This window comes from Mesorhizobium sp. P2_C5_2 (genome assembly GCF_056404535.1).
Genome location: NZ_JBFUDV010000004.1, coordinates 282,569 through 295,479 on the forward strand (window position 1 = coordinate 282,569; position 12,911 = coordinate 295,479).

The 12,911-nt window shown below is 61.9% G+C and carries 18 protein-coding genes and 1 tRNA gene; 11 read left to right on the plus strand and 8 right to left on the minus strand.

The annotated features are described in order from the left end of the window. Positions 1–2: 2 nt before the first annotated feature. The gene (locus AC1D1B_RS16475; RefSeq protein ID WP_477333557.1) at positions 3–917 is read right to left on the minus strand and encodes a LysR substrate-binding domain-containing protein; all 915 of its coding nucleotides are present in this window, start codon (positions 915–917) and stop codon (positions 3–5) included. 208 nt (positions 918–1,125) lie between these two features. Between AC1D1B_RS16475 and AC1D1B_RS16480 the strand changes: the two genes are divergently transcribed. After that, positions 1,126–2,106, plus strand: coding sequence for a helix-turn-helix domain-containing protein (locus tag AC1D1B_RS16480; protein WP_477333558.1), 981 nt, complete (start codon positions 1,126–1,128; stop codon positions 2,104–2,106). A gap of 109 nt (positions 2,107–2,215) precedes the next feature. Here AC1D1B_RS16480 and AC1D1B_RS16485 read toward each other — a convergent pair whose 3' ends face one another. Continuing rightward, positions 2,216–2,728, minus strand: coding sequence for an outer membrane protein assembly factor BamE (locus AC1D1B_RS16485; protein ID WP_477333559.1), 513 nt, complete (start codon positions 2,726–2,728; stop codon positions 2,216–2,218). A 115-nt stretch (positions 2,729–2,843) separates the two neighbouring features. On the opposite strand from AC1D1B_RS16485, the gene AC1D1B_RS16490 reads away from it, so the two are divergent. The 7 genes from AC1D1B_RS16490 (at position 2,844) to AC1D1B_RS16520 (ending at position 7,659) form a co-directional block, all read left to right on the plus strand. Beyond that, on the plus strand, positions 2,844–3,386 hold the full coding sequence (locus AC1D1B_RS16490; RefSeq protein ID WP_477333560.1) for a ubiquinol-cytochrome C chaperone family protein: 543 nt from the start codon (positions 2,844–2,846) through the stop codon (positions 3,384–3,386). A gap of 39 nt (positions 3,387–3,425) precedes the next feature. After that, on the plus strand, positions 3,426–3,974 hold the full coding sequence (locus AC1D1B_RS16495) for a YceD family protein (RefSeq protein ID WP_477333561.1): 549 nt from the start codon (positions 3,426–3,428) through the stop codon (positions 3,972–3,974). Positions 3,975–4,116: 142 nt separating this feature from the next. After that, on the plus strand, positions 4,117–5,187 hold the full coding sequence (gene plsX / locus AC1D1B_RS16500) for a phosphate acyltransferase PlsX (RefSeq protein ID WP_477262895.1): 1,071 nt from the start codon (positions 4,117–4,119) through the stop codon (positions 5,185–5,187). Positions 5,188–5,197: 10 nt separating this feature from the next. After that, positions 5,198–6,169 carry a beta-ketoacyl-ACP synthase III gene (locus tag AC1D1B_RS16505; RefSeq protein ID WP_477333562.1) on the plus strand — a complete coding sequence of 324 codons (972 nt, stop codon included), beginning with the start codon at positions 5,198–5,200 and terminating at the stop codon, positions 6,167–6,169. A gap of 104 nt (positions 6,170–6,273) precedes the next feature. After that, the gene (locus AC1D1B_RS16510; protein WP_006201891.1) at positions 6,274–6,597 is read left to right on the plus strand and encodes an integration host factor subunit alpha; all 324 of its coding nucleotides are present in this window, start codon (positions 6,274–6,276) and stop codon (positions 6,595–6,597) included. 135 nt (positions 6,598–6,732) lie between these two features. Then, complete coding sequence (locus AC1D1B_RS16515) at positions 6,733–7,275, plus strand: MerR family transcriptional regulator (RefSeq protein WP_142868005.1); 543 nt, start codon at positions 6,733–6,735, stop codon at positions 7,273–7,275. 87 nt (positions 7,276–7,362) lie between these two features. Beyond that, positions 7,363–7,659 carry a hypothetical protein gene (locus AC1D1B_RS16520; RefSeq protein ID WP_477333563.1) on the plus strand — a complete coding sequence of 99 codons (297 nt, stop codon included), beginning with the start codon at positions 7,363–7,365 and terminating at the stop codon, positions 7,657–7,659. Between the two features lie 71 nt (positions 7,660–7,730). On the opposite strand, the gene AC1D1B_RS16525 is transcribed toward AC1D1B_RS16520, so the two are convergent. Both AC1D1B_RS16525 and AC1D1B_RS16530 read right to left on the minus strand, forming a co-directional pair. Further along, positions 7,731–8,000, minus strand: coding sequence for a hypothetical protein (locus AC1D1B_RS16525; RefSeq protein WP_477333564.1), 270 nt, complete (start codon positions 7,998–8,000; stop codon positions 7,731–7,733). Positions 8,001–8,198: 198 nt separating this feature from the next. Continuing rightward, a complete protein-coding gene (locus AC1D1B_RS16530) occupies positions 8,199–9,152 on the minus strand; it encodes an ATP-grasp fold amidoligase family protein (RefSeq protein ID WP_477333565.1) in 954 nt (317 codons plus the stop codon). 334 nt (positions 9,153–9,486) lie between these two features. Here AC1D1B_RS16530 and AC1D1B_RS16535 point away from each other — a divergent pair, with 334 nt between their 5' ends. After that, a complete protein-coding gene (locus tag AC1D1B_RS16535) occupies positions 9,487–9,690 on the plus strand; it encodes a hypothetical protein (RefSeq protein ID WP_477232894.1) in 204 nt (67 codons plus the stop codon). Between the two features lie 231 nt (positions 9,691–9,921). On the opposite strand, the gene AC1D1B_RS16540 is transcribed toward AC1D1B_RS16535, so the two are convergent. Together AC1D1B_RS16540 and AC1D1B_RS16545 are read right to left on the minus strand one after the other, a co-directional pair. Then, a complete protein-coding gene (locus AC1D1B_RS16540; RefSeq protein WP_181060715.1) occupies positions 9,922–10,125 on the minus strand; it encodes a hypothetical protein in 204 nt (67 codons plus the stop codon). Between the two features lie 168 nt (positions 10,126–10,293). Beyond that, a complete protein-coding gene (locus AC1D1B_RS16545) occupies positions 10,294–10,908 on the minus strand; it encodes a hypothetical protein (protein ID WP_477333566.1) in 615 nt (204 codons plus the stop codon). A gap of 274 nt (positions 10,909–11,182) precedes the next feature. Between AC1D1B_RS16545 and AC1D1B_RS16550 the strand changes: the two genes are divergently transcribed. Next, positions 11,183–11,464, plus strand: a complete 282-nt coding sequence (locus AC1D1B_RS16550; RefSeq protein WP_181060713.1) for a helix-turn-helix domain-containing protein — start codon at positions 11,183–11,185, stop codon at positions 11,462–11,464. Positions 11,465–11,538: 74 nt separating this feature from the next. Here the strand turns inward: AC1D1B_RS16550 and AC1D1B_RS16555 are convergent, their stop codons facing one another. Next, entirely contained in the window at positions 11,539–11,991 is a 453-nt protein-coding gene (locus AC1D1B_RS16555) for a cupin domain-containing protein (RefSeq protein WP_477333567.1), read from the minus strand. A gap of 246 nt (positions 11,992–12,237) precedes the next feature. On the opposite strand from AC1D1B_RS16555, the gene AC1D1B_RS16560 reads away from it, so the two are divergent. Beyond that, positions 12,238–12,696: a YbaK/EbsC family protein gene (locus AC1D1B_RS16560; RefSeq protein ID WP_477333568.1), complete on the plus strand. Its 459-nt coding sequence runs from the start codon at positions 12,238–12,240 to the stop codon at positions 12,694–12,696. Between the two features lie 59 nt (positions 12,697–12,755). Here the strand turns inward: AC1D1B_RS16560 and AC1D1B_RS16565 are convergent. Further along, positions 12,756–12,832 (minus strand) — tRNA-Pro (locus AC1D1B_RS16565). Positions 12,833–12,911 lie beyond the last annotated feature (79 nt).

The window sequence follows — 12,911 nt, forward strand, 5'->3', positions numbered from 1 at the left end:
GGTTACCCGGCGCCGGTGCTATCGCCGGCTTCCGCCTTCAGCCAGTTGATGAACGATCGGGCAGGTTCCCAGGCCGAGATGGACGGGTGGATGAGCACATAGTGGTTCCAGTTCGTCGGCACATCCATTGCCACCAGCCGAACCAGCCGGCCGGTGCGCAATTCGTTTTCGACCAGCGATTTCCTGGCAATGGCAACGCCAAGCCCGCTTGCCGCCGCCTCGAGCGCCAGCAGGGCGCCGTTCAGGTTCATGCCGTCGCCGATCGTGTCCAGCGGCAGCTTGTTCATCTCGAACCAGTGCCGCCAGTTGGCGCCGCTTTCGTCGTTCTCGGCCGTGGTGTCGAGGATGCGAAACAGCCTCAACACATCGTACGGGTCCCTGACCGGACCGTTGGCGGCAAGATAATCCGGGCTGGCGACGGGAAAGATCGTATCAGCCATCAGCCACTCGGCCTCGACGGACGGATAGTGGCCGCCGCCGAAGCGCAGAGCGATGTCGACGGTTCGCTGCGCGAGGTCGGCGAGCGCCAGGTCGGCGGTAATGTCGATTTCGGTTTCCGGATGTTTCTTGCGAAATCCGGCCAGCCGCGGCGCCAGCCAGCGCACAGCATGCGAAGGAATGGCGGTGACCCTCAGCCTCGTGCGTTCACTGCGCGCCACACTGGCGATCGTGCTCTGGATCTCGAGCAGAGCCCGCCGCACCCCCGCCGCCAGTCTTTCGCCTTCAAGCGTCAACTCGACGCGGCGGACATGGCGGGTGAACAGGAGCACGCCGAGATCGGCCTCAAGGTCGGCAATCCGATGGCTGAGCGCACTCGCCGTGACATTCAACTCCTCGCTGGCGCGTTTGAAGCTGCCCAGCCGGGCGATGACCTCGAAAGCCCGAATGGATTCCAGCTGTGGAAGTCGTTTCGTCATTTGGCGCTACCGATCCGTCCATCCACTCCATTGGCATGGATGAGCATTCCTCATTCATAGCGTCGTAAATAGTCTTTTGTCCAGATGCGCAAATCACTGTAGCCATCCACTGCCCCCCGATTGCCGCCGTCGGAATGAGAGGCCCGTTCACGGAACGAGCCTCGACCACGAACGACTGTGAAACGATGACAATCGCTTGGGAGTACCCATGACCATTCGACCACCTGAGTTTGCTCATGCGCGCTTTTCAACGGCCATGTGGCCGCGAACTGAATGGCGTGGTGTCTATTGCGACCTGTTGCGTCGGATGGTGACCGACATGGATTTCAACGTCACCGAGGAAAAACTCTCCGTCGACGCGACCATCCTGCGGCTGCCGGGGGTCGGCGTCGCCGATTCCAGGACCACAGCCTTCCGCACCACCCGTTCCCGGGCAATGGCCAAGGGGACGGATGATTACATTTTCTTCATGTGTCTCGAGGGTGCGGCCAGTTTCTCGCATCTCGGCCGCGAGGCCAGCATCGAGGCCGGCCAGGCCATCCTTCTGCCCTCTTCCGACCCGCATGTGATCGAGAGGGCAATGTCGCGTCATCTCTTCATCACCATTCCGAAGGCGGCCCTCGGGCCCATGGCTGCGAACGCGGATGCCGTCCTGATGACGCCGATGTCGTGCGTGGGTGAGAAGTTCGGGTTGCTGGCCAGCTATGTGCGCCTGCTGATGCAGGAGCCGGACCTTGCCGCATCCGAACTGTGCTGGCTTGCCGCCAATCACATACAGGACCTCGTTGCGGTCACCATCGGGGCAACGCAGGAAGCCACCGAGGTCGCCGCGGGGCGCGGTATACGTGCCGCGCGGCTGCGCACCATCAAAGCCGACATCGAAAGCAATCTGGCTTCCGGCGACGTCGGCTCCGACGCGCTGGCCGGGCGCCACCGCGTCAGCCCGCGCTATATCAGAAAGCTGTTCGAGGGTGAGGGCACATCGCTTTCGCAATTCGTGCTTGGCCGCCGGCTAGCCCTGGTTTGCCGGAAGCTGGCCGACCCCCGCCTTGCCCATCGCACCATCGGCGCCATCGCCTTCGATGTAGGGTTCGGCGATCTGTCGACCTTCAACCATGCTTTTCGCAGGCATTTCGGCATGACACCATCGGAAGCGCGGCGAAGCGCGACGGGCGAGGCGGCGGCATGACCTCAAAACAAAAGCCCGCAGGATCGCTCCCGCGGGCTTTTGGTCGCCTGAGATGATGTTGCTTCGAGGGAAGCAAAAAGCGAGAAAATCTAGAGTAAGCGGCCGCTTCTTAGGCGCCGCCGCCGGGGATGCTGGGTGCGAGCTTGCTGGCGCCGTTGATGATCTGGCTGAGGAAGTTCTGGTCCTTGCCGCCGGTTGGCGTGGTGCGCGACACGAAGTCGAAGATCTTGCCGTCCTTCAGGCCGTAATTGGCGATCTGGGTGACGCGCCCGTCTTCGCCGAAATAGACCGCCAGCACTTTCTGGTCGACCAGGTGCGGCTTGTCGAAGGCGACATAGCGCTTGCGCGTCTGCGAGATGTAATAGAAGGCTTCATTGTCGAAAGTTGCCGTCGTCGACGGCGTGCCGAGCGCCAGAAGCACCTGTTCGCGGCTGGAGCCTACCGGCACCGAGTCGACCGCCTGCTGGTCAATGACATAGCCCTGCGTCAGCGTCTCGCCCGGGGTAAGGTCGCCGAACATTTTGGACGAATTGCAGCCTGACAGCGCGGAAGCCACCAACACCAGCGAAACCGCCGCGGTAGCCCCGGGCAGCAAAGTCGACTTGAATTTCAGCGCGCGCAACAACAACTCCATTAGCTGACCGCAACTTGCGCTGGGCGGCAAAACCGGTAAACCAGCTTGCTTGCCGATGCAACAAGGCCAATTCAAACAAAAGGTCCCCAGGAGACCACCCTCAATGTTCCAGCGCCTTTTTGGCCGCGAACGCAACGCCAACCGCGCTATCACCGAGGCGCTTTACGCACAAATCGTGGCAGCGGCGCGGCAGCCTGTGTTTTATTCCGACTGGAATGTGCCGGACACGCCGCTCGGCCGTTTCGAGATGCTGTCGCTTCACATGTTCCTGTTTCAGCACAGGCTGCGCGGCGAAGAGGGCGTCGCGCAAGAGGTCGCGCAGGTGCTGATCGACGAGTTCTTTCTCGATGTCGAGCATTCGCTGCGGGAACTGGGCGTCGGCGATGTCGGCGTGCCGAAGCGCATGAAGAGGCTGGCGAAAATGTTCTACGGCCGTACCGCCGCCTATGACGACGCGCTGGAACGCCGTGATGGCGATGCGCTTGCTGCCGCCCTGGCGCGCAATGTTAGGCCCGACGCCGGCGCCTGGCCGCAGGCCCTGCCGCTGGCGTCCTATGTGATCGATGCCGCAAGGCAGCTTGAGGCACAGCCGTTCGAATCGATCCTCTCCGGCACGGTGGCGTTTCCCGTCGCCAAGATACAATGACGGCAAGGCGCAATGAGGGAAATCAAGAGGGAGGCTGAGATGAAACATGCGGACACGCCGAGCCCGGTGTCATTCAAGGCCAATGTCGGTCGCCTGCCGCAAAAAGGCCTCCCGGTGGTGATCGATGCCGACCCAGCGCAGCGCGCCGCCCTTGCCGCAGAGCACGAGCTGCTCTCGGTCGAAAACTACCGCGCCGAGTTGCTGGTGGCGCCGTGGAAGCGCAACGGCGTCAAGGTCAGCGGCCGCGTCGAGGCCGATATCACGCAGGCCTGCATCGTCACCCTTGAGCCTGTCTCGGCCCATATCGACGAGGAGGTCGAGGCGCTGTTCCTGCCGGAGCAATCCAAGCTCGGACGGCAAGGTTTCGAAGGCGGTGGCGAAATCCTGATCGACGCCGAAGGGCCGGACAGCCCTGAAACATTCTCCGGCGACACGATCGATGTCGGCGCGCTCGCCGAACAGTTCTTCGGGCTGGCGATCGATCCCTATCCACGCAAGGCAGGCGCCTCGCTCGAGCCGGCTGGCCCGGACGAGCCGGTCGAGAACGAATTCCAGCAAAAGCTGCGATCCTTGCTTAGAAAATCCTAAAACACGACGCGATCGGAGAAAAGTCGGTTGTGCGGCAGCCCAAAACCGCTATTTTCGCCGAACCTTCGCGAGCCCCCGAATTTCGCGAGTTCGTATTTCGCGGGCCACGAGCCCTGGCCCAAGCTAGTGAGATAAAGACCGCGTGATCAGGATTTCCATCGATGCCATGGGTGGCGATCACGGGCCAAACGTGGTCATCCCGGCACTCATGACGGTCGCTGTCAGGCGTCCCGACATCCGCTTCATCATCTATGGCCGCGAGGAGATGGTGCGCCCCGAGCTCGCCAAATTCCCCAAATTGGCCGAGGTCAGCGAGTTCCACCATTGCGAGATCGCGGTCAGGATGGACGACAAGCCGAGCCAGGCGCTGCGCCATGGCCGCTGGAAGTCGTCGATGTGGAAGGCGGTCGAAGCGGTCAAATCAGGCACGGCGCAAGCCTGCATTTCGGCCGGCAATACCGGCGCGCTGATGGCGATGTCGAAATTCTGCCTGCGCACCATGGCGACCATCGATCGCCCGGCGATCGCGGCGATCTGGCCGACGATGCGCGGCGAGAGCGTTGTGCTCGACGTCGGCGCCACGATCGGCGCCGATGCGCATCAGCTGATCGATTTCGCCATTCTCGGCACCGGCATGGCGCGTTCGGTGTTCGGCATCGACCGGCCGAAAGTCGGCCTGCTCAATGTCGGCGTCGAGGAGATCAAGGGCCAGGAAGAGGTCAAGGAAGCCGGACGCATGCTGCGCGAGGCCAATATGGCTTCGATGAATTATCACGGCTTCGTCGAGGGTGACGACATCGGCAAGGGCACGGTCGATGTGGTCGTCACCGAAGGATTTGCCGGCAACATCGCGCTCAAGACGGCGGAAGGCACGGTACGCCAGATCTCAGGCTATCTGCGTGCCGCGATGAGCCGCACGCTGATGGCCAGGATCGGCTATGTCTTCGCCAAGGGCGCCTTTGACCGTCTGCGCGAAAAGCTCGATCCGGGCCGCTCCAATGGCGGTGTCTTCCTGGGTCTGAACGGCATCGTGGTAAAGAGCCATGGCGGCGCCGATTCGGATGGTTTTGCGGCAGCGATCGAGCTTGGCTACGATATGGTGCGCAACAATCTGATCGACCGCATCGAGGCCGATCTGGATCTGTTCCATGCGCGCAATCCGCACGCCCAGGCAAACAGGAAAGCCGACGCCGCCGTCGACGCAAAGGAATAGGGAAAGAACCTTGATCAGATCAGTCGTGCGCGGCACCGGTGCCGCGCTGCCCCGCCGCATCATGAAGAATGCCGATTTCGAAGGCATGGTCGAGACCTCCGATGAGTGGATCGCCCAGCGCACCGGCATTCGCCAGCGCCATATCGCCGCCGATGACGAGACGACGGCGTCGCTCGGCGAGGCGGCCGCGCGCGCGGCACTCGACAGCGCCGGCCTGACGCCCGCCGACATCGACATCATCGTGCTGGCGACCTCGACGCCCAATAACACCTTTCCGGCGACCGCCGTCGAGATTCAGAACCGGCTCGGCATGCATCACGGCTTTGCCTTCGACATGCAGGCGGTGTGCTCGGGCTTCGTCTATGCGGTGACCACGGCCGACCTCTACATCAGAGGCGGCCTGGCCAAACGCGTGCTGGTGATCGGCGCGGAAACCTTTTCGCGCATCCTCGACTGGAGTGATCGCTCGACCTGCGTTTTGTTCGGCGACGGCGCCGGCGCCTTGGTGCTGGAAGCGGACGAGGGCGCCGGCGGCATTGCCGACCGTGGCGTGCTGGCGATGAGCCTGCGCTCCGACGGCGCCCACAAGGACAAGCTTTTCGTCGACGGCGGCCCCTCGACCACCGGCACGGTCGGCCATCTCAGGATGGAAGGCCGCGAAGTGTTCAAGCACGCCGTCGGTATGATCACCGACGTCATCGAGGCGACGTTCTCGCAGGCCGGTATCACCGCCGACGACCTCGACTGGTTCGTGCCGCATCAGGCCAATAAACGGATTATTGACGCTTCGGCCAAGAAGCTCGGGATTGCCGAACAAAAGGTGGTGGTCACCGTCGATTTGCACGGTAACACCTCGGCTGCTTCCGTGCCGCTGGCGCTTTCGGTGGCCGTCGCCGACGGCCGTATCAAGAAGGGCGACCTCGTGCTCCTGGAAGCGATGGGCGGCGGCTTCACCTGGGGCGCGGTTCTCGTTCGCTGGTAAGTGCCGAACGGTCCGGTTTCGGTCCTTGACCTTGACGGATCAATTACTTAGGCTCTGCCTTTACCTGTATCGATTTATGTTTTTAGAGCTGATGGGACGGTCGCATGGGGGGAAAGACACTTACGCGCGCCGACCTTGCCGAAGCTGTTTACCGTAAGGTCGGCCTGTCGCGCACTGAATCGGCAGAACTCGTCGAAGCGGTGCTGGACGAAATCTGCGAAGCCATCGTACGCGGCGAGACGGTGAAGCTGTCATCCTTTGCCACCTTCCATGTCCGTTCCAAGAACGAGCGCATCGGCCGCAATCCCAAGACCGGCGAGGAAGTGCCGATCCTGCCGCGCCGGGTGATGACCTTCAAGTCGTCGAACGTGCTGAAAAGCCGTATCCTGCGCTCACACCAGAACAGCAAGGCCAAGGGCGGCAAATAAGTCTTCTGCCGAAAGCTTCGGTTGAAAACGGCCGCCGGTTTGACGCCGGGCTTGAATGTTGTTTCATAAACCGCTGAAATAATACTCGATTCGGCAGACTAGGCCGGATCGCCGTCCAGCGTGAGGATTTCGCCCATGGACAAGAGCCCCGACGCTTTCCGCACCATCAGCGAGGTTGCGGAGGATCTCGATCTGCCGCAGCACGTGCTGCGCTTCTGGGAAACCCGTTTCAACCAGATCAAGCCGATGAAACGCGGCGGCGGCCGCCGCTATTACCGGCCGCAGGATGTCGAACTGATCAAGGGCATCCGCCACATGCTCTATGACCAGGGTTACACGATCAAGGGCGTGCAGAAGCTGCTGCGCGAGAACGGCAACCATTTCCTGGTTGCCATCGGCAATGGCGACATGGCGGCCGTCGAAGCGATCTCGCAGCGCAAGCAGGCCGATCAGGTGCCTCTGACGCCGGCGGCGCAACCGCGCGGCATGGACGACGAGATGCTTGTCGGCCAGCCCAAGGTGAAACCCAGCCGCCGCTTTTTCGGCCTGGGCAAGACCGAGGAGGAAGGTCCAGTCCAGCCCGGCGCGTCGAAACTGTCGCGCGACAACCGCGCCTTGCTGCAGGAGGCGCTGTTCGACCTTTTGGAATGCAAGCGCCTGCTCGACCAGGTGCGCTAGATCTCTAGGCAATGCCAGAGGCAAGCAAAATCGGAACCGGTTCTGCGGCCGTGCGTTTGGCCTTCTCTGAAAAGAAGGAAAACAATCATGCTTTCGACCCTCTCCGATCTCGATCTTGAAAAGCAGGTCGCGACCCTTTCCAAGGAACTGGCTGCTTTGAGGAAAGCTGTGGCCAAACGCGGCGGCGCTTACTACGAGGACGGGCGCGATGCTGCTTCCGACTATTATGCGCAGCTTGCCGACCGCATCAGTGATGCCATGCCCGCAATCAGGAAGCAGGGCAAGGCGATCGAAAAGACGGCGCGCGACCATCCGGCGACGGCGGCTGCGGTGGGCCTGGTCGTGGTTGGTCTCGTCGCCAGCCTGTTGCTCAGCCGGCGCTAAAACAATTCTAGGGAATAAAGAAAATGGCGGCCGCCCCGTGGACGGCCGCCATTTCCTTGATAAGGGGCCGATTACTTGGCGAGCTTGATCTTGCCCTGCGGCGAAACCTGCGCGGTCTGGCTGCACTTGCCATAGACCGTGCCATTCTTGTCAGTGGCGTCGGTATAGGTGCCCTTGCACTCGATCGACAGCACCAGGCAATGGCCGGCGCCCTTGCAAACCGCGCCGCCGTCGCCTGTGGGATGCGTGCCGTTGGCGAAAGCCGAGGTCGAAACCGAGGCTGAACCGAAAGCCGAGACGACGAAGGCCGCGGCGAGCGTGATGCGCTTGAAGTTGGTCATTTGAGCATTTCCTTCTCTGGATGGGATCGCCGTCATGGCGTCCTTCTGGGTTGGGATCGCCTTCTTGGCGTCCATGCCGGGTTAGTGCGGCCCCCAGAACAAAGGTTCATGCGTGGTTCGAATTTCTTCGCATTTTTCGCGGCGTCGATTTTTAGCCTTCGCCAACAGTCCCTGCTGGGCGAGAATTGCCGGCATCGATCATGCATTTGGCGTGAAGCGCGCTGGCATAGACGCGCGCCAGGCCGCTGCGCCGCCGCTGCAGATAATGCGACCGATCGAGCCGCCACAGCCGCGCTCGATTTCGCCGGCGAACGCCGGGTTGGTGGTGGTGCCATAGCCGGCGCCGGGATAGACGACGATCTCGCCGGCGTAGAGACGATGATCGGTAACCAGGAAGTCGACGCGGATGTAGTCGAGGTCGCCGGCGATGACAGGGGCGATCGATACCGCCTGACGGACATAGTCGAGAAGCGGCGCATTGACCGGCACCGCCTGATCCTCGCGGGGATAGTCCGGATCGCGCCCGGGTAATGGATTGGATTCCCGGTCGAGAAGCAGCGAGCGCCGCGCCGCCTTATCCTCGACCCAGGCATGCGTGACCACGCCACCGCAGACATGCACCTTGATGTCGGTTGCGATGCTTGCGCCGGCGAGCGCCAGCCGCTCTTCCACGAACACGGTTCGGACAATCGGCCAATAGGCCCATTCGCCATCGCGGCGGCCATAGCGCTTTCTCAGCCAGTGCCTCGCCTTGGCGACGATGAAGCCGCGGTTGGGGTCGCCACCGGCGACGAATATGTTCATCGCACAGCCGTGGTTCGTCTTGACGACGACATCGCCGGCCAGCAAGTCGAGGGGAATGTCTAGAGGATCGCGCCCCGACCAGAGCGTCCGTGGCAAGGCAAGTTCGGGGCAGGCGCTGCTTATGTGAGCCTTGGCAGCGAGCTTGTCGGTAAGCGTTACGAACAGCGGATTGCGGTCGAAGATTTTTCGCCAGAGCACCAGCTCGTGATAGCTCTCGGGCGCGGCCGGATTGGGCAGATAGCCCAGTTTCATGACGAATCGAACGACCAGGGCCGGGTGGCGAAGCGTGAGCAGCAGACGCGCCACAGCCAGAACGAGACGGTGTCTGGCCGCGATGTTGGCCTTCATGAGGGATACCTCTAGGGAAATCCCTGTCAGGCCGGCAAGCGGGCCGATCGACCCGCAACTATCCCCATAGCATAATCATCCAGGCGGTATCACGCCCGCATTTGTGAGGCGAGCATGGCACAAAAAACCAACGGGAAGGCGGCCTTGGCGAGGACTCCAAGACCAGCCTTCCCGTCGGGCAAGTCATGCCGAAAATGGCCGGCCAAGACCGAGTCCGCCCGGCTCATGTCAGGTGGCGGCAGCAGTCATTGTCACCATCTTGGCACCGCGCTTTCTGCCCCGCCCGGCTGCGGCTATAACGCCAATCCAAAGATACCGGCGGAGGAGGCGGGGCGTGGTCGCAAATTACATCGACGAGTTCATCATGTTCTGCGTCGGGCTGTGGGTGACAGGCGTTGGCTTTGGGCTGCTCCAAAGTCCTTTTCAGGCTCGGTCAGGTCAGCAGCCGTGGTTGTTGCAGGTCGCGAAGCATTTCAAATGGATGGGACCGCTGTTGATTCTGATCGCGATAGTGCTCGCGTTCGCGGCGCCATCCTAGCGGGTTTTCGGCAACACACTGAGACACTCGCGGTGTCCTGCAGCATGCCTCGCAACCGCTGTGCTGCCTCGGCCTTGCGCCTGATACGTTCGTTGGTTGCTCGCCTTCTGGCGCATGGGCGCCATCGAATTCTGTCTTCATCTCACCACGTCTCGCCTGGCAAAAACCAACGGGAAGGCGGCCCTGGCGAGGACTCCAAAGCCAGCCTTCCCGTCGGGCAAGTCAGCCGGCTCAGGCCTTCTTGGCTTCCACCTTCTTGTGGTGATGGTGGTGGTGATGGCGGTGATGCTTCTTGTGGTGCTTGTGGTGATGATGATGATGGTGGTGATGCTTCTTCGCCATCGGAGCTGCGTCCGCGCTGCTGGCGCCGATGATCGGCAGCGAGACAGCAAGGGCGAAAGCCAGCCCGAGAGCCGACAGGAGGGACTTCTTCATGACTTCGTTTCCTTTTCTGCGCGGGCTGAATTTGACCGCCACCGAGCAAGATCGGTGACGTGAACCCCGCAGCCATGACTATCGCCTCCGAATTTTTCGACAGTTTTTCCCGACTGTAGAATTTTGTTTCTGGATTGTGTCTGGCGTCTTTGCAGGCGCAGCAACCGCTCACATCGGCGGAACGACGCCGTTGTTGCCGACCACGACCCGGTCGGCGGTCAGCGTGCTGTCGCTGCCACGCTCGGCGTTGACGAACACCACAGCACCAGGCCGGAGGTCGGCCGGCGTCGCCGGCGCGAAGGTTACCACCGGTGTCGTCTGCGGGATCGCGATCTGCTTTTTCTGGCCATTGTCGTAGGTCAGCGTCACCGTACGGCCCGCAATCTCGGTGACATCGGCAACCGTGCCGTTGGTCATCCGGCTGTTGGGCTCGAGATCCCACGGGCGGTCGCCTTCGCCGGCGCCTTTGAGCGCCGCCGGGAAGATCACCACCTCCAGCGCACCGCTGCCGCCATCGGCCTTCGAAACCGAGGCAATGCCGAGGAAATCGCCTTGCTTGATATCCCCGGCGTCCGCCTTGGCGACGCCGGAAATCTTCCACCCCTGACCCAGCGCGATGGCGTCGGTGGCGCCTTCGCGGGTCTTCACCGTCAGCGTCGATCCGGCAAAGGCGGTCACGGTGCCGCGAATGCGCACGGCGTCGGCGGCTTGCGCCGCGACCAGGCTGGCGCCGGCGAGGCCTGAGATCGTTGCGAGCACGATGGCTGATGTCTTCAATGTCATGGGTCTGATCCTCTTGGGGAAAGCTGGCCTAATGCGGTTGCCAGCGACATCAGGCTAACGTGCGAGCGGCCCGAAACCGCTGAACACTTCGGCGTGCGGTCCTTCAAAAGAACTTGATCGCGACGTGCCCGATGCAGGCGGTTTTTGACGCCGGTTCACGATGCCGTGACGGTCGGTTTGGGTCTTGGCAAATCGCCCTTGAGCGGGCATTGTCCCGGCTCTCAGGCAACACCCTATCATTTGATCCAAAACTCTTTAGCCCATGGAGTTGCCAATGCCCCAAAATGCAAAACACGAACCCTTCTCCAGGCTGGCGGCCGATGTTGCGCTTGAGCACCCCGGCCTTAAAGCCATCCGGGAAACAAAGGGATACAGTATTGAAGAGCTTTCCCTGACCTGCGGTCTGTCGACCAGCGAGATTGCCGACATAGAGAGCGGCAAGGACACCGATCCGTCGAAACTTCGCCGGATCGCCGCAGCATTGCAATTGCCGGAAACGGCCCTGATCGATACCCCGGCGCCGACGACGCCTGTGGAGAATCGGTCCGTTTCATAACAACGACGCCAAGGCGTCTCTCGACAAGCTCGCCATGGTTTGCCCTGGCGAGCTTTTTTATGCACGACAAAATGTCACTTTTTGCTCGGATCGTCCGCCGGGTTGACGTAGGTGATCGCGAACGGCCCCTCGCCATGAACCTGGACAATCGTATCCCTTGTCGTCCAAGCGTAATGGTTCATTCCCTGCGGGGCAACGCCGAAGCCGCCGGAGGTCAGTTCGATGCCTTTGGTCTCGTCGAGTTTGTCACCCATTCCGATATGAAAATTGCCGGAAATCACCGTCACATATTCCGAGGTGGGATGATTGTGCGCGGCAATCTTGTAGCCGGCCGGCAGCTTCAGCCGCAGTACGTAAATGCCATTCTTTGAAGGATCTCCGGCGATGACAGCCAGGTCCGCGCCAGCAGGAAGGACAGCGGGAGCGGGACCCCATTTGATATCGCCCGCGTTTATCGGCATATCGTCGGCAAGCACCGCCGTCGTTCCGATAAGCAGCAGCGCCAGAGCCGAGGCGAGTTTGAGCATGATGATCTCTCCAGTGGATCGTAGGAGCTCAGCATCAGCGCCGGCCCTGATCCATTGCGACCTACCAAGGCAGCAGCCCGAACACATCTCCCGCACGGGGGATGCGCCTTCCGTTGCTGACATGCGGCGCGACCCGCCAGGCTTGGCATCGCTGGAGCCGTCGAGGGGTGGGGAGGTTGCCGGCAACCGAGCGTGAAGCTATCCAGTGTGAACGCTAACCGCATTTTCGAATGGGACGATGCCGAGATGAGCCTTGAATCCGTGCGCGCCTTCCTGGCTGTCCATGCGCCCGATGTCGAAGTCCTGGTGACGGAAGCGAGTTCTGCGACAGTAGCGCTGGCGGCGGCGGCGCATGGCGTGGAGCCGGCGCAGATCGCCAAGACCATCTGCCTGCGTGTCGGCGAGCAGACCATGCTGATCGTGGCCGGCGGCCTATCGAGGCTCGACAACCGCAAATTCAAGGACCGCTTCGGCGGCAAGCCGCGCATGCTTGACGCGGATGAGGTTGTCGCCGCCACAAGTCATCCTGTCGGCGGCGTCTGTCCGTTCGGCCTGCCGGCGCCGCTGCCGGTCTATTGCGACGTCTCGCTGCGTGCCTTCGATGAAGTCGTCCCCGCCGCCGGCGCCACCAACGCCGCCGTACGGCTCAGCCCGCAGCGCATGGCCGAAATCGTCGGCGCCGAATGGGTCGATGTGTGCCAGTAGAGATCGTTGAGGGGGGATTTGAGAAGAAGGGACTTTTGGGGGCAAGTCCTGTTAAAAAATGGTCGGAGTGGCCGGATTCGAACCGACGACCCCTTGACCCCCAGTCAAGTGCGCTACCGGGCTGCGCTACACTCCGGACCGCGCAAAGCCATATATTTTCAAGGGTTATGGTGCAAGCGCTAAAACGGCGCGTTGGGCCGGAAAGTCGCCAGGCA

Bases quoted from the DNA above. Each gene is read 5' to 3' on its own strand.
- AC1D1B_RS16475 (WP_477333557.1), bottom strand. From the start codon at position 917: ATGACGAAACGACTTCCACAGCTGGAATCCATTCGGGCTTTCGAGGTC.
- AC1D1B_RS16480 (WP_477333558.1), top strand. From the start codon at position 1,126: ATGACCATTCGACCACCTGAGTTTGCTCATGCGCGCTTTTCAACGGCC.
- AC1D1B_RS16490 (WP_477333560.1), top strand. From the start codon at position 2,844: ATGTTCCAGCGCCTTTTTGGCCGCGAACGCAACGCCAACCGCGCTATC.
- AC1D1B_RS16495 (WP_477333561.1), top strand. From the start codon at position 3,426: ATGAAACATGCGGACACGCCGAGCCCGGTGTCATTCAAGGCCAATGTC.
- AC1D1B_RS16510 (WP_006201891.1), top strand. From the start codon at position 6,274: ATGGGGGGAAAGACACTTACGCGCGCCGACCTTGCCGAAGCTGTTTAC.
- AC1D1B_RS16515 (WP_142868005.1), top strand. From the start codon at position 6,733: ATGGACAAGAGCCCCGACGCTTTCCGCACCATCAGCGAGGTTGCGGAG.
- AC1D1B_RS16520 (WP_477333563.1), top strand. From the start codon at position 7,363: ATGCTTTCGACCCTCTCCGATCTCGATCTTGAAAAGCAGGTCGCGACC.
- AC1D1B_RS16525 (WP_477333564.1), bottom strand. From the start codon at position 8,000: ATGACCAACTTCAAGCGCATCACGCTCGCCGCGGCCTTCGTCGTCTCG.
- AC1D1B_RS16530 (WP_477333565.1), bottom strand. From the start codon at position 9,152: ATGAAGGCCAACATCGCGGCCAGACACCGTCTCGTTCTGGCTGTGGCG.
- AC1D1B_RS16540 (WP_181060715.1), bottom strand. From the start codon at position 10,125: ATGAAGAAGTCCCTCCTGTCGGCTCTCGGGCTGGCTTTCGCCCTTGCT.
- AC1D1B_RS16545 (WP_477333566.1), bottom strand. From the start codon at position 10,908: ATGACATTGAAGACATCAGCCATCGTGCTCGCAACGATCTCAGGCCTC.
- AC1D1B_RS16550 (WP_181060713.1), top strand. From the start codon at position 11,183: ATGCCCCAAAATGCAAAACACGAACCCTTCTCCAGGCTGGCGGCCGAT.
- AC1D1B_RS16555 (WP_477333567.1), bottom strand. From the start codon at position 11,991: ATGCTCAAACTCGCCTCGGCTCTGGCGCTGCTGCTTATCGGAACGACG.
- AC1D1B_RS16560 (WP_477333568.1), top strand. From the start codon at position 12,238: ATGAGCCTTGAATCCGTGCGCGCCTTCCTGGCTGTCCATGCGCCCGAT.